General features: G+C 60.2%; 12 protein-coding genes and 1 pseudogene. 4 read left to right on the forward strand and 9 right to left on the reverse strand.

The genetic code is table 11. The annotated features are described in order from the left end of the window. Window positions 1–621, forward strand: a 621-nt coding sequence (locus tag AC6FTP_RS21360; RefSeq protein WP_497208939.1) for an SDR family NAD(P)-dependent oxidoreductase, incomplete at its 5' end; no start/stop codon positions are given. A gap of 1 nt (window position 622) precedes the next feature. Here the strand turns inward: AC6FTP_RS21360 and AC6FTP_RS21365 are convergent. Together AC6FTP_RS21365 and hrpA are read right to left on the reverse strand one after the other, a co-directional pair. Further along, window positions 623–2,122, reverse strand: coding sequence for a CbiX/SirB N-terminal domain-containing protein (locus AC6FTP_RS21365; RefSeq protein WP_497208940.1), 1,500 nt, complete (start codon window positions 2,120–2,122; stop codon window positions 623–625). 56 nt (window positions 2,123–2,178) lie between these two features. Further along, window positions 2,179–5,886, reverse strand: a complete 3,708-nt coding sequence (gene hrpA, locus AC6FTP_RS21370; RefSeq protein ID WP_497208941.1) for an ATP-dependent RNA helicase HrpA — start codon at window positions 5,884–5,886, stop codon at window positions 2,179–2,181. Between the two features lie 106 nt (window positions 5,887–5,992). Between hrpA and AC6FTP_RS21375 the strand changes: the two genes are divergently transcribed. After that, complete coding sequence (locus AC6FTP_RS21375) at window positions 5,993–6,595, forward strand: HAD family hydrolase (protein ID WP_497208942.1); 603 nt, start codon at window positions 5,993–5,995, stop codon at window positions 6,593–6,595. Window positions 6,596–6,646: 51 nt separating this feature from the next. Here the strand turns inward: AC6FTP_RS21375 and AC6FTP_RS21380 are convergent, their stop codons facing one another. The 7 genes from AC6FTP_RS21380 to AC6FTP_RS21410 all read right to left on the reverse strand — a co-directional run bounded on the left by AC6FTP_RS21380 (window position 6,647) and on the right by AC6FTP_RS21410 (window position 12,737). Next, a complete protein-coding gene (locus AC6FTP_RS21380; RefSeq protein ID WP_497208943.1) occupies window positions 6,647–7,582 on the reverse strand; it encodes a hypothetical protein in 936 nt (311 codons plus the stop codon). A 77-nt stretch (window positions 7,583–7,659) separates the two neighbouring features. Then, window positions 7,660–8,565 carry a protein-disulfide reductase DsbD domain-containing protein gene (locus AC6FTP_RS21385; protein WP_497208944.1) on the reverse strand — a complete coding sequence of 302 codons (906 nt, stop codon included), beginning with the start codon at window positions 8,563–8,565 and terminating at the stop codon, window positions 7,660–7,662. Window positions 8,566–8,569: 4 nt separating this feature from the next. Then, window positions 8,570–9,931, reverse strand: coding sequence for an asparagine--tRNA ligase (gene asnS, locus AC6FTP_RS21390; protein WP_497208945.1), 1,362 nt, complete (start codon window positions 9,929–9,931; stop codon window positions 8,570–8,572). Between the two features lie 53 nt (window positions 9,932–9,984). Further along, window positions 9,985–10,728: a CAAX prenyl protease-related protein gene (locus AC6FTP_RS21395; RefSeq protein ID WP_497208946.1), complete on the reverse strand. Its 744-nt coding sequence runs from the start codon at window positions 10,726–10,728 to the stop codon at window positions 9,985–9,987. 9 nt (window positions 10,729–10,737) lie between these two features. After that, window positions 10,738–11,787 (reverse strand): NHL domain-containing protein, encoded by a 1,050-nt coding sequence (locus AC6FTP_RS21400; protein ID WP_497208947.1) that lies wholly within the window; start codon window positions 11,785–11,787, stop codon window positions 10,738–10,740. A gap of 85 nt (window positions 11,788–11,872) precedes the next feature. Beyond that, on the reverse strand, window positions 11,873–12,352 hold the full coding sequence (locus AC6FTP_RS21405) for a hypothetical protein (protein ID WP_497208948.1): 480 nt from the start codon (window positions 12,350–12,352) through the stop codon (window positions 11,873–11,875). A 19-nt stretch (window positions 12,353–12,371) separates the two neighbouring features. Further along, the gene (locus tag AC6FTP_RS21410) at window positions 12,372–12,737 is read right to left on the reverse strand and encodes a hypothetical protein (protein WP_497208949.1); all 366 of its coding nucleotides are present in this window, start codon (window positions 12,735–12,737) and stop codon (window positions 12,372–12,374) included. A 126-nt stretch (window positions 12,738–12,863) separates the two neighbouring features. Here AC6FTP_RS21410 and AC6FTP_RS21415 point away from each other — a divergent pair, with 126 nt between their 5' ends. Together AC6FTP_RS21415 and AC6FTP_RS21420 are read left to right on the forward strand one after the other, a co-directional pair. Next, window positions 12,864–13,733 (forward strand): alpha/beta hydrolase, encoded by an 870-nt coding sequence (locus AC6FTP_RS21415; RefSeq protein WP_497208950.1) that lies wholly within the window; start codon window positions 12,864–12,866, stop codon window positions 13,731–13,733. Window positions 13,734–13,837: 104 nt separating this feature from the next. Further along, window positions 13,838–14,657, forward strand: a pseudogene (locus AC6FTP_RS21420) (hypothetical protein); the annotation flags it as partial.

Consider the following 14,657-nt stretch of genomic DNA (forward strand, 5'->3'; position numbering starts at 1 on the left):
GCCGCCGAGATCGGCGCTGGCTTGAACGTGCGCGTGGAGTGGATGGTGGCCGACATGGCCGACCGCGCCCAAGTGCGCGCCCTCGCCGCCGAAGCCGAGGTGCGCCTCGGGAAGATCGACATCCTGGTCAACAACGCCGGCATCAACAATCCCCAAGCCATCGACGAAATCACCGACGAAGTCTGGGACCGCAATGTCGAGGTAGATCTCACCAGCGTGATGTCCCTGACGCGCGCTTTGGTACCCGGCATGAAGGCCCGCAAGTGGGGCCGCGTGATCCATATCTCCAGCGTGCTCGGCGTGGGCGGACGTCTGAAACGCAACGTCTATTGCGCCTGCAAAGCCGCCCTCATCGGTCTCGCCCGTGCCAGTGCCCTCGATCTCGGCCCCTACGGCATCACCGTGAACTGCCTCTGCCCCGGACCCTTCCTCACCGACATGCCCGGCAAGCTGCTGAACGACGAGGAGAAGCAATACTTCGCCGACCGCACCGCCCTCAAGCGCTGGGCCGCCCCTCGTGAACTCGCCGGCCCCGCCCTCCTGCTCGCCAGCGAAGCCGGAGCCTACATCACCGGCCAGGGCATCGTCGTCGATGGCGGCGCTGCCGTGAATGTGCTCTAAGTTAGGACGCCGCCGCTGCCTTCTTGTCATGGTTCTCACGAGCCACCTTGCGCGCATAGGAGACGATGTGATTGCAGGCCTCCATGCAGAGCAGGGGAATGGCGCTGCTTTGACCTGCCGCCTGTCCCGCCTCAGCTCCGAGCTTTGGCAAAGCCGGACCGCCAAGGGCTTGATGGTCATCCAGCGGGAACACGATGCGGCGGAGGCACTTGGTCCCGGTGTCGCAGCATTTCCCGAGGATCTCGCTGGCCTGATCATCCGTGATGCCATTCACGAAGCGATACATCCCCGTCTGCCGTCCCAGCAGATCACGCAGCGGCACTGGGATCAGCGTATTCGACTCCAGCGCGGCCGCCATGCCCACCGCCGCCGGATAAAAGAACTCCAGGGCGAGTTGCAGTGCGCCGAGGTCGGCCAGCACAAGCTCCCATCCTCGCTTCAAGGTAGGCGCCGTCTTGATCGGCCGGAACTCTCCCTCTGCATCGCAGCGGGCGATCTCACGCGCATCCTCCGGACGACTGAATCTCTCCAACTCAGTCACCGCCCCGTCTTCGATATGCCGCAGCACAAAGCCTTGCTCCGCCTTGCTGATCCTGATCTGCCCGATGACATCGCGACCAGCATCCAGCCAGCGGGTGAGTGCGCTGAGCAGTTCATCACCCGGAGCCGGGGACGTCTCCGCTTTGCCATGCCTGGCATCAAAGTCATGCACCTGATCCAGGATCACGTCCGCCATGAGGGGCGCGGTTCCGATGGCTGAACTGTAGTAGAGCTGGCGGCCACGCAGCGGGATCGGATTGTGGCGGAAGACATCCATCTGGCTCAGTGCCTTGCCGACTTCCTGCTCAATGCCCAGCAGCACGGGGATGTCCTGGAAGCTGTGCAGCCCGTCCGCAATGAAGAAGGGCACCACGACCACATTCGGTGCCGTGGTGAGCTTGTCCCACTCGGCCACGAAGGGGGCCTCCTCCATGTAAGCATCCACGACTTCGGCGAAGCCATACCCGCCTTCGCGGATCAGCTTCACCTGATCCTGGATGGCCTTGGTGCTGTTTTCATTCAGGCTGGTGCCATGGCCCACGATGACGAGGCTGGTCTCTCCGCGAGGCACACCGGGAGCCACTTCATCCGCACGCTGGAGCAGCAGCTTGGTCATGTTTGGATGGATACCCACCGGATCGCAGTAGTGAATGAGACGCCCGCTGCGCTGCGTCGTCGGCCCATTCAACCGCAGCTCACGCGGCAGCACTTGCTGGCAGAAGTAACCCTCGCTGATGAAGTTCGGCACGATGTAGATCTCGCGACTGTCCACGGACTCAAAGACCTCGCGCATGTTCGGCTCCTCCTTCCAGAAGCAGCACACCACCTCGCGGAACAGCCCGCGCTGGCGGATGGAATCGGCGTGCTGATGCGTCGGAGCACTGGAGTCAGGATTCACCGTGGAACCATGACCGACGATGATGAGAGCGGCGTGGGAATAGGGAGAGGAAGCGGAGTTCAAGGCGGCAGTGGATACGCCTCAGACTTGCGGTGGATACCTCGTAATTACCAGCGTTTTCACCCGATCAGCGCCTCCAGCCGCTTCAGGCTGACAGGCTGCGCGGTGCCGAGTTCCTGGGCATAGATGGAGACGCGGTATTCTTCATACAGCCAGCGGAAGGTTTCGCGGTTCGCCTCAGTGACTTCGCGCTTCCAGTCGGCGAAGTCGTTCACGGCGGCGGCTTTGTCTTTGTCCTTGGCGGGGTTCAAAACCGCCCGCTCAGCGCGGACCATGATGCATTTCAAATAGCGCGGCAGGTGCGCAAGCTGCGCGTGGGGCGTGACGAGCAGGACATCGGGAGGCAGGAGTCGCGCGAGGTCTTGATCGAGGTCGGCGTAGCGATGCTTCGAGGCGAGGATCTTGGCCTTGAGGTCATCGCAGGTCTTCAGCAGATCACGCACGCGCTGGGCCAGCAGGGGGAAGTCCCGCTTCGCCGTCTCGCACATCGTGGTGAAGCGCTTCAGGGTCAGCGGAAACACGGGATCGAGGCGCAAAGCGTGAGCGAGGATGTGCTCCTGTGCCTGCTGGGAAAGTGGGGCGACGGTCGCCGTGGGCTTGGCCTGGATCTGCGTGAGGGCATCGAAACCTTTGGCGACGGGGATGGCGCGACCATTGTCCATGCTGCGCAGTTCCTTGTTCAGCCAGGCGATGTCTTTGCCCAAAGCCATCTCGGCGAGAGCACGTATGGCAGGTGGTGAGGCGCGGAGGGCTTCCTCGCGAGTGCGGAAGAGTCGGACATCGACCTCGCGATCCTGGGCGCGCAGGCTAAAACCTGGATAGGCCAGCACGGGCACTCCAGCGATCTCTTCGATGACGAGGGACTCCGGCAGATCGCCAAAGGTCCAGCCGGGCACGCCATACTTTTCGTGGCGCTTCACGGCGTCAGCCCAGGCATTGCTGCGCGGGGTGTCCTTCTTCAGCTTGGCCTGCACCTCGCTGAGGTCGCGGCTGGACACCACGGCCTGATTGTCTTTGGCGATGACTTCCAATCGAGGCCGCAGATGCGGCGGGATGCAGTCGGCGGGCCAGTCGGTGACTTTGATGTCGGCGCGGAAGATGAATTGCAGATGCTCGGCCAGAGCTTCGAGGAAGTCGCCGCGCTTGGGTTTGAACTCGCGGGTGATCTTCTTCGCCGTGGCTTCGAGAGGCATGAAGAGGCTGCGCTTCTGCTTCGGCAAAGCACGCAGCAGCGTGAGGATGAGTTCCTCTCGCAAGCCGGGCACAAGCCACTGCACCTCCGCCGTCGTGAGCTGATTCGCGATAGGCAGTGGCACGCGCACGGTGACGCCATCGTCCTCCTGCCCGGGCTTGTAAGCGTAGGCGATGGGCAGCACGCCGTTGTGCAGCGTGGTTTGATCGGGGAACTGCTGGAGGTCGGCGCTAAGGTCGTCACCACCGGTGAGGTCTTCTTCGCGGGCGACGAGGAAGTTCGGCTCCGTCTTTACTCGTTCGTGGATGAGCTTGTTCAGATCATGAATGGACGAGACGGAGATGCCGTGCAGTCGCACGCGGTAAAACTCGAAAAGCTTTTCCTCGATGGCATAGACGCGACTGCTGCGGACTCGGGTGAGCGCTGCTTCCAGGCGCGTGCGCAGCTTCTGGTTTAGCTCAAAGAAGCGATGCGCGACGAAAGCTCCCTCCTCCAGCAGCGCGCCACGGATGAAGATCTGCGTGGCACCGAGGGGATCAATCTTCCCGAAGTCGATCTTCCGCCGCAGGACTTCCAACCCATGCAGAATGAGTCGCTCATTCACCAGCACGCGGCCTGCTTTGGCGCTCCAGTGCGGCTCGGCATGGCGGCGCTCCAGCAGATGCTCGCCCAGCTCCGCCGCCCACTCGGGATTGATGCCCGCGACGGTGCGGGCAAAGAGCTGCGAGGTCTGCACGATCTCCGCAGCAACGATCCACAGCGGCTGCTTCGTCTTCTCGGGCTGGCCGGGTTTCGAGTTCTTGTCCCGCCTTTCGTAAAGGTAGGAGCCAGGGAAAAGCGTGACCTCGCGATTGCCCGCCGCTTTGTACATGTTCCGCTCCTGCCGCAGGCCGATCTGGCTGAGATGACCCGCGAGGATGCAGCGATGGAGCGCAGCTTGATTGTTCTCTGCGGGCTTTGAGGGGTTCTTTAATGAGTCACTAAAGGTGTCGCGCAACTGCCCCCAAACATCCCGCCACTCGGTCATGCGTGTGAAGGAGAGGAAGCTCTCCCGGCAAAATCTCCGCAACGCATTCTTGCCACTGCCTTGCGGCTCAGGCGCGAGTTGCCAGATCTTCAGCAAGCCCATGAAGTCCGACTCGGGCGAGGCGAAGCGTTTGTGCGCGGCATTGGCGAGTTCCTTTTTATCTTCAGGGCGCTCGCGCGGATCAGGGATGCTCATGCCAGCGGCGATGATGAGCATGTCATCGAGGCAGCCTTCCTGCCGTGCTTGCAGGAGCATTCTTCCCAAAGTGGGATCGAGCGGCAGGGCGGCGAGTTCGTGGCCGCGCTCGGTCATTTCTTGCGTGTCAGTCAGGGCGCCAAGTTCGTGCAGCAGGTCGTAGCCAGCACGCACGCTGGCGCTGTTCGGCGGTTGGAGGAAAGGGAAGTCCTCGATGTTGCCGAGCTTGAAGGCCTTCATCCGCAGGATGACCTCAGCGAGGTTGCTGCGCTGGATCTCAGGCTGGGTGAACTTCGGACGCTTGAGGTAGTCGTCCTCGGCAAAAAGGCGGATGCAGAGGCCGTCGCGCACACGACCGGCGCGGCCAGCTCGTTGGTTAGCGCTGCTTTGGGAGATGTCCTCCACGGGCAGGCGCTTCGTGCGAGTGCGGGGATTGTAGCGGCTGAGTCGAGCGAGACCCGTATCCACCACGGCGGCGATGCGCGGCACGGTGATGGAGGTCTCGGCGACGTTGGTGGCAATGATGACGCGCCGCTTGGGGCCTGGCGAAAAGATGCGCTGCTGCTCCTGCGAGGCCATGCGGCCAAAGAGCGCCAGCACCTCGAAGCTGCTGCCGAGGTGGCCTTGCAAGGCATCACGACATTCGCGGATGTCGCGCTCGGTTGGCATGAAGACCAAAACATCGCCGTCGGGTGTCTCGATCAAGACATCCTCAGTCGCTCGGATGGCGGCATCGAGATGGGTAGGGTCTTCATCATCCTCGCCGACCGCGCGGTAACGGATCTCCACGGGGTAAAGCCGACCCGAGACTTCAATGATCGGCGCATCGCCGAAGTGACGGCTGAAAAGCTCCGTGTCGATCGTGGCCGAGGTGACGACGATTTTGAGGTCGGGCCGCTTCGGCAGCAGCACTTTCAGGTAGCCGAGCAGGAAGTCGATGTTCAGCGAGCGCTCATGCGCTTCATCGAGGATCAGCATCGAGTAGGCACGCAGCAGCGGATCACTCTGGATCTCCGCCAGCAGGATGCCGTCCGTCATGAATTTGACCTTCGTGTCGCGGCTCGTGTCATCCGAGAAGCGCATCTTGCAGCCCACCAAGTCGCCCCAGCGCACGTTCAGTTCCTCAGCGACCCGTTTGGAGACGGACATCGCCGCCACACGACGCGGCTGCGTGCAGCCGATCTGGCCGCGAGCCTCGTCCATGACCTCCAGGCACATCTTCGGGAGCTGCGTGGTTTTGCCAGAACCTGTCTCACCGGCCAAAACGACGACCTGATGCCCGCGAATGGCCGCGAGGATGTCCTCACGGCGGGCCGTGATGGGCAGGTCTTCGGGGTAGCGGATGGTAAACACGGCTCAGGGCAGGGGACGGCGTCCTTGCCGGAGGATGGTCGTGGCTGCAAACATTTCTGGTACGATCCTTGAATTGCATGTGCCGAAGTTCGCGGCATGAAACGGTATGTCCTCTCCTGCCATCCTTTCCGACATCGGCAATGTGCTCGTCGCCTTCGATTTCAAGATTGCTGCTCAGCGATGCGCGGCAGTGTGCCCGTTTGCACCAGAGCAACTCTTCACCCGGCTGGATTCGATCAAGCTTCCGTATGAAAATGGAGACATGGATGATGTCACGTTTGTGAGTGAGGCGATGCGTCTGCTGGAGTTTCAGGGCGATGCGGCGCTCTTCCAGCAGATTTGGTGTGAGATCTTTACGCAGAATGAGGCGATGCATCACACGCTGGCGGCCTGGGCGGGGCGCTTCCCGATGTATCTGCTCTCGAACACCAGCGGGCTGCACAAAGACTATCTGCTTGGAACCTTCGGCATCTTCAGTCACTTCCAGGGCGGTGTGTATTCGTATTCGGCGAAGTGCAGCAAGCCTGATGCGGCGATCTTTGAAAAGACCGTGGCTGAACTCGATCTCGACCCTGGGCAGACGTTTTACATCGACGACTTGGAGGCAAACATCTCCACAGCAAAGAGGCTCGGTTTTCAGACCCATCTCTATCGTATGGACGATCACGCCGCCCTGGAGCGGGAGCTGGAGGCGTGGGCAAAAAAATAGCGGAAGACGCTGATCTTCCGCTATCGCTAAAGCAGGGGTATCTTGAGGGAATCAGGGAACCACTTCACCGGAACCGGTGTAGATCCATTTCTCAACGACACCGTTCTTGATCTGGGCCTGAGCTTCGGTGTCGAACTTACCGAACATGGTCATGGTTTCATACTTCACGTTCACTTTCCAGATGCCTTCTTCGAGGGTGGGTTCGCTCCATTCCTTGATGGTGTCAGGTTTGATTTCGGTGACCTGGCCAGACTTCATGCTGGCGACGAGCAGCGGGTAGGTGCCGTCTTTGTCCTTCACAGGTTTGTCGTTGCCAGCAGCGGCTTTGGCGTTGCCTGCGGGAGCGTTTTTGGCGCGGTCTGCGGCGGCGAGTTTAAATTCATGGGCTTTCTTCAAGCTGGCCACGTAGAGGACTTTCCAGTTCTCGTATCCGGCGGTGAGGATTTCCTTCAAATTGGTGTCGTCGAGGGCGACGGTGCCCCGCATGGGCGAAGTTTCAGTCGGGGCGACGAGGATATTCGGACCATCCTGACCGACGGCGACCATCTGGCCGCCAGCTTTGACCTGAGTGGAGGCGGTATTGCCCCCCATTTTCATGCTGAGGGTGAGATCCTTCTTCATGATGACCGGACGAGGGAAAGCGGTCTTGGGAAGCACGGCCCAGTTTTGTGTGCGCTCTTCCAAGCTAGGCAGCACGGGTGCCACAAAGGCATTTGGATCGACGACTGGCTTCGGCACTTCAGGCATGGGTGTCGGCACGGGGGTGGGCTTCGGAGCCTCCATCACCGGCTTGGGCTCTTCCATGACGGGTTTGGGCACTTCGACGACAGCGACTTCTTTTTTCTCCACGGGTTTGGGAGCCGGGGCGACGACGATCTCTTTCTTGTGCTTCTCAAACTTCACATAAGAGGCGACGATGGGATAGCCATACTCATAGGAGATATAGCCAATGGCTGCGGCGAGGATGAGAACGAGGATGCCTTTCATGGTAGGGGGGAGGTGTAACGGATTCTAAACTGAATTCAACTCTGGGAAAGGAACGTGTGTCGAGGCCAGATCTTGGGTCAGCGTTTCAGCAAGGGCTGGATCGACATGCTGCGCAGGGAGCCATCGCCGTGCCAACCTCCTTCTCGTTGCACGACACCGTGGAGCCGCTCGGGCGTGCCTTTGCCTAAAAAGACTTCAGCGCGGACGAGCTGGATCGTGAGGGTGCCATCTTCGGAGAGGGATACGGTTTGGTCCTGGTCGCTGTTGATCCAGCCGTCCTCGGTGAAAAAAAGGACGCGAGGTGTCTTCTCGGCGGGATCAAACCGGCGGGCTTTGGCGGTGGTGGGGCACAGCGTGAGAGTTACATTCAAGCCCTTCTCTTCGGCGCTGGCGGCCCATGCCTCGCTGGGCTGGGGGAAGGTGGCGCGCTCCTTGGCAAAGACGGGCTGCCATACCGCATCTGGCACACTTTTTTCCGCCACGGGCATGACCAGGGTAAGTTCCTTGGTGTCGGGGTGGCAGGTGTTCGCACAGCACATCCAAGCGGCGCGGCCTTGGAGGGTGATTCGCGTTCCGGCTTTCAGGTTGGCAGGTGCCTGGATCTCAGTTTGGAGCAGGACATCGCGCTCATAGCCCTGGGCTTTGATCTGAAACATCTTCGTGGCCTCGGGCTCGGGATACTCCAGCGGTCCGGCTTTAAACCCATCCGGCAATGTCCAGGCGATGCTCGTGGGTACGCCGACGATGCCGGGCTGCCGCCAGTAAGTGTGCCACCCCTTCTCATGCTGGATGAAAAGCCCGACCCGGAAGCTCTGTCCCGGCACGATGGTGGTGGTTTCGGGGACGAGCTGGATTTTGAGACCGGTCTGGGAGAATGACGAATGACGAATGGCGAATGACGAAACCAGAATGAAGAAGCACAGCAAACCGCGATGAGCTCGCCGGGTCATCCATTCGTCATTCGTCATTCGGGAATTCGTCATTGCCTCAATACGGCGCATGCCCCGGTGTCCGCGCAAAGGGAATGACATCGCGGATATTGCTCACGCCAGTGACGAACATGAGCAGGCGCTCGAAGCCCATGCCATAGCCTGCGTGCGGCACGCTGCCGTAGCGGCGGAGATCGACATACCAGCGGTAGGTTTCTTCATCGAGACCCTGGGCATTCATCGCCGCGGTCAGCAGGTCCAGCCGCTCCTCACGCTGGCTGCCGCCGATGATCTCGCCAATGCCAGGAACGAGCAGATCCATGGCAGCGACAGTTTTGCCATCGTCGTTCTGGCGCATGTAGAAGGGCTTGATGCATTTGGGGTAGTTGTAGATCGTCACGGGGCCTTTGACGTGCTCCTCGGCGATGTAGCGTTCGTGTTCGGTTTGCAGGCCTTCTCCCCAGACGACGGGATGCTCGAAGCTGCGGCCTGTTTTCAAAAGCAACTCCACGGCTTCGGTGTAGCTGATGCGTTCGAAAGGTTTGTCGAGCGTCTGTTGCAGACGGGCGGTGAGCTGCTTGTCCACGAACTTGTTGAAGAACTCCAGCTCGTCGGGGCACTCGTCGATCATGGTCTTCACGAGGTAGCGCACGTTTTCTTCGGCGAGCGACATGTCGTCTGTGAGATCATGGAAGGCCATCTCGGGCTCGATCATCCAGAACTCGGCGGCATGGCGCGCGGTGTTGCTGTTTTCGGCGCGGAAGGTGGGGCCGAAGGTGTAGATATTGCCCATGGCACAGGCGAAGGCCTCGCCCTGGAGCTGGCCGCTGACGGTGAGGTAGGTGGGGCGGCCAAAGAAATCTTCTTCGGGCTTCGCGGCTGCACCTTGCTTCAAGGTGGTGACGCGGAACATCTCGCCCGCGCCCTCGCAGTCGCTCGAAGTCACGATGGGCGTGTGGACATAAAAGAACCCGCGCTCCTGGAAAAAGCGATGCACGGCAAAGGCCATCTTGCTGCGCACACGGAAGACGCTGCCGTAGAGATTTGTGCGCGGACGCAGATGGGCGATGGTGCGGAGGAACTCAGGCGTGTGGCCTTTCTTTTGCAGCGGATAGGTGCCGTCCGCTTCGCCGAGCAGACGCACGTCCTTTGCCTGCAGCTCCCATCTTTGACCCTGGGCAGGGGAGGCGATGAGGTCACCGTCAATCTCCACACTCGCGCCCGTGAGGATGCCGGGCATGAGGGCGGAGCAGGGCAGGGCGGCATCGACGACGACTTGCAGGCCTTTGAAGCAGGAGCCGTCGGTGAGTTCGATGAAGGAGCAGGCCTTCGAGTCGCGTCGCGTGCGCACCCAGCCTCGGACGGTGAGGTCGGAAATCGGTGAATCGGAGGCGAGAATCTGGCGAAGGGAGTCAGGCATGGTGCGGACTCTGGATGCGCCTCCCATTCTGGTCAAAGCTGATCCTGCCTGACTCACCAAAAGCCCCACTGCTGATTGCGCAGGGCGTAGATGCCGAGCAATAGATTCCCAATGGCGTGCATGATGACGCAGGCACCGAGGCTGCGTGTACGCACCGCGAGCCAATAGACGAGTGATCCCCAAACCAGCGCACCGAGGTAATCCTCCGGCTCATGCGCGAGCATGACGAGTGCGGTGACGATGCCAAACGCACGCCAGGAGTGTGTGCCGAAGGGCACACTCTGCCAGGGAGCCTCTCCGGCATTGAGATAACGCATGAGAAAGCCGCGCCAGAAGAGCTCCTCGACGAATGGCACAATGATCACCATCCGCACGAAGCGCATGAAGATGGAAGCAGCTTCACCCATCGGCCAGGCAGCGAGCACGGTGGGATCGAAGCCTTCCTTCCGCTCCACCAATCCGAGCCAGGACCACCATTCAGGTGAGTTTTCACCGGTGCCGAGTTTTTGAAACCACCAAGCAGGGGCAACCCACGCGGCGATGCCAATCACAGCGAGTGCGAAAGCGAGCCCGAAACCGCGCCAGGGCTGCATTTGATAATGACGACGAAACCAGATCAACAACCCGCCGCAAAGGAGTGTCTGGAGCGGATAGATCCAGTGCTCGGGGGCTTTTTGAAACCACGGCAGCTCGGGGTTCTCGATGCGGAACAAGCCGGGCACGGCCAGGAAGGCCATGAAGATGAACAGCGGTGCCACATGTGCGGCGGTGGCTGAGTCACGGAGTCGCTTGAGCATCGCGGAGCGTTACTGGCGCTGGATTTTTAGCACGCGGTTGTTGTAGCTGTCCGTGATGAAAAGGTCGCCGCTGCTGGGATGCACGGTGACACCGTGAGGGCGGGCGAGCTGGCATTGCAGTGGATCACCGCCCACGCCAGCACTGCCGTGTTTGCCGGTGCCAGCAATGCGCTCGATCTTGCCAGTGGCAGGGATGTAGCGGCGCACGAGATGGCTTTCGGCATCGGCGATGATGACGGTGTCGTCCTTGTCCACGCAGAGATGCTTGGGGCCGTTCATCGTGGCGTCGAGAGCTGGGCCGCCATCGCCTTCACCGCCTTTTTTGCCGCTGGCGTTGACGACGGTTTTGATGCGCCCTGCTTTGTCCACGACGCGGAGCGCGTTGCCGCCACGTTCGAGGATGTAGATATTGCCCTGACGGTCGGTAGCGACAGCGCGAGGATCTACGAGCGGTTGCTCGATGGCCAGTTCGCCATCTTTGGGCATGCCTTTCTTGCCATTGCCCGCGATGACGCGAGCCTTGCCGGTGGCGAGATCAAGCTCATGCACCTGACGCAGGTCAGCGATGTGGAGCTTGGTTTTATCCGGCGTCAAAGTGATGCAGTAAGGCCCGTTGCCGCGTGCTTTTTCAGCCGGTGCCTGCCAGCCTTCGAGGCTCTTTACGATGCGTGACTTCACATCGACCTCGCGGATGCGACCATTCCAGGTGTCGCCGATGAGGAGGTTGTCATTCGGTAGGATGGCGAAGTTGTGCGGGCCATTGAACTGCGCGCGCAGAGCAGGGCCGCCATCGCCACTGAAGCCGGGCTTCAACTGACCGGCGATGTGGGTGATCTGGCCGCCGCCATCGACTTGCAAGAGCCGGTTGCCCGACACCATTTCTATGATCCACATGTGCCCGCCGGAGTCGAACTCGGTACCAAAGGGCTCCAGGAGTTTGGCTTCCGTGGCCTGGATGTCCACGGCGTCCTGCGTGCCGCCAGCGACGAGCAGGATCTGATCTGCGCGGGCAGTGAGGGTAATGAAAGCAGCGAGCGAGAGCAGGATGGAGAATTTCATGGCGGTTGGGGGGCGATCTTGGGCAGTTCGCTCCTCACGCGCCACCAAAAAGGCCGCTATCAGCGAGAACACACCCTGCAGTGGATTAGAAGGTGTAGAGGAACTGGCTCCGCAGATCCGGGGGGAGTTCGTTGGGCAGCACTTTCACCACGCCGGAGGTGGTGGCCACTGTGACGGCGCCGTCCTCCATTTTCATGATTCTCACCTGGCCGAGATTGCGACCACTGGCCAGAACCATCGGGAGAGTGCGGCCGATGAATTTTTGCCGGATGGCGGAGAGCAGCAAGAGCTTCTCTGCCTCGACTGCCTGCCTGGAGTCATTCAGGGTCTGGAGCTTGGTTTGGAGGTTTTTGCACTCGTTTTTACGCGCAGTGATTTTGGCGCGGATCGCCAGCGCACTTTCAGCGGCTTTGAATTCTCCGCGTTTAATGACGGCGACCTTTTCGAGGTCGGTGATCTGGTTTTGGGCTGCTTCGAGACCTTCGTTGCTCTGCTGCTTTTGATGGTAGAAATACCAGGCGGCGAAACCACCGGCGAAGAGGATGAGTGCGAGGAAATTTTTCATGGGAGTGGGTGCGCGAGCGTTAGCGTGGATCTTTGGACTTCACGAGGTCGTAGCTTTTTTGGGATTCGGAGAGTGCTGTTTCGGCGGCCTGGATGGCTGTCTGGAGGCGGGCTGCTTCGTTTTCGGCGGCGACGAGTTCGGAAGCGAGCTGTACAGCATATTGCTTTGCGCCTGCTTCACCCGTGCCAGCATAGGCGGGAATGGTTTTGCGGTGCTCCGCCATTTTGGCGTCCATCTGTGCCAGCTCTTTTTGCAGGGACTGAACCTGGGCATTGGCGGTGTCGAGCTGCTTTTGGATCTCCTGGTTTTCTTTGCAGGAGGCAAGGCTGAGGCATGCTAGCAGGGGCAGCAGTGTGCGCGGCAGGGTGGTGAGATGGGGATTCATGGTGAATTAATTCGCCCGAAGGCTATCAATCTGGGTTTTAAGTGTCAATGTCCCAGAACTTGCTGGAAAAGAGGTTGCTGATCTCTGGCAGATTCGTAACAGTCGCGCCTCCTGCCCCCCTGACTCATGGAAATTCCCGGTGAAGGTCATCCTCGAACTCTGCCTCTCGATCGCAATCGTGAGCTGCTGAAGACCGCCCGTGAGGAAACATACAAAACGATCGGCGACATCCATCTGCCGGTTTACATCTGGGAACCACCGGCTGAAAAAGCACCCGCCTATCCGAAATCGGTAGCCGCCTTCTTCTTCAGCAGCGGCTGGGATAATGGGCAGGTAGCGCAATTTGCACCGCACTGTGTGTACTTTGCTTCGCGTGGGATGATGACCATGGCGTTTGATTATCGAGTCGGTAGTCGGCACAAAGCTGGACCTCTGGAGGCAATCGCTGATGCACGTTCGGCGATGCGCTGGCTGCGGTTGAATGCCGTGGAATTGGGAATCAATCCAGGCAAGATTGCCGGTGTTGGTGGTAGTGGCGGTGCTCATGCCATCGCTTCTGCGGCCATGTTGAAGGCTTTCGACGATCCTCTGGAGAGCGCTGGCAGCAGTCCTGTGCCCAATGCTCTCGTGCTTTTCAATCCCGTGCTGGACACGTCAAAGAGCGGCTTTGGCCTTGATCGTTTTCCTGATCCAGGCATGGCCAAGGAGGCCAACCTCATCCGTGCCATCGACAAGGGGCTGCCGCCCATGCTCATCATGCATGGAACGGGAGACCGCGTGGTGCCCTTTGCTGGCAGCTACGAGTTTGCCCGCAAGAGCGCCAAGAAGAAGAACATGTGCCGCTTCATCGAGTTCGAAGGCCAGGGGCATGGCTTCTTCAATTTCAATCTCTCCTTCGAAATGTACGAGGCCACCCTCATGGCCATGGACGAGTTCTTCGTCGAGCTTGGCTTCATTGAGGCTGATCCAGATGCCGGGCTTGGGAAGTTTGATTGAGGTGGAAGGTTTGTACGGCGTCGATTGCGTCAGGAGTATTCGCCCGGTAGATTATGGCGTAAACTCTCCGTATGCGTTTCTCTGCTGACCGCCTGTTATTATTCATGTTCGGGTGCCTATTCCTGACAGTCTCTGCGCGGGCGGATTTCTCCACCGTCTGGTCGCTCGGTGCTTGGGATGGGAATCCGCAGGAGTTCGGCGGCGCGAGTGGACCGACATCGGCTCCGGGTAGTGCGACGGCGAAGGACAATGACTACTACTTCGCAGGGACGTATCCGACACCCGTTGGCACCGTGGTGACAGCGGAACCATGGACGAACTTTGAGAATGGTCTGGACGGCTGGACGACGACGCGTCGCATTCATTTCAATCTGACCGCCGGGCAGGCAACGAGCACAGCGCGGATGCGGCTGAATTTACACCACTGCTGGGGAGGCTGGTGGCATCCGACGACGGGTGCCTACATGGAAGGCTACGGCACGCACACCTTTGAGGTGCGTTGGAATGGCGTTCTGATTAGCACGACGAGCGTGACGAATCAGGGCACAGCGATCGTGGAGGCGAATGCAGGCATGTTCACGCCTGTGGCAGGGGAAAATATTTTGGAGATCAGCCGCTCGATACCCCTTTCATCTCCGAATGGATCGGTAAACCCGGATGCGCTGACGCTGGAACTTGACCCAACTGCACTGGTGGATGCGGATGGCGATGGCCTGCCGCGCTGGTGGGAGCAGGATCATGGCTTTAATGATGCGCTGCTGGCAGATGCAGCTCAGGACTTGGATCTGGATGGCCTGACCAACGCGCAGGAATATACCCGCCAAACCAAGCCGCGCGATGCGGACAGCGATGATGACGGTCTCAAAGATGGCCTGGAGACGGGCACGAACCCACTACTCACGGATACGGATGGTGACACCATCA

The organism is Prosthecobacter sp., from assembly GCF_044378005.1.
Lineage (GTDB): Bacteria > Verrucomicrobiota > Verrucomicrobiia > Verrucomicrobiales > Verrucomicrobiaceae > Prosthecobacter.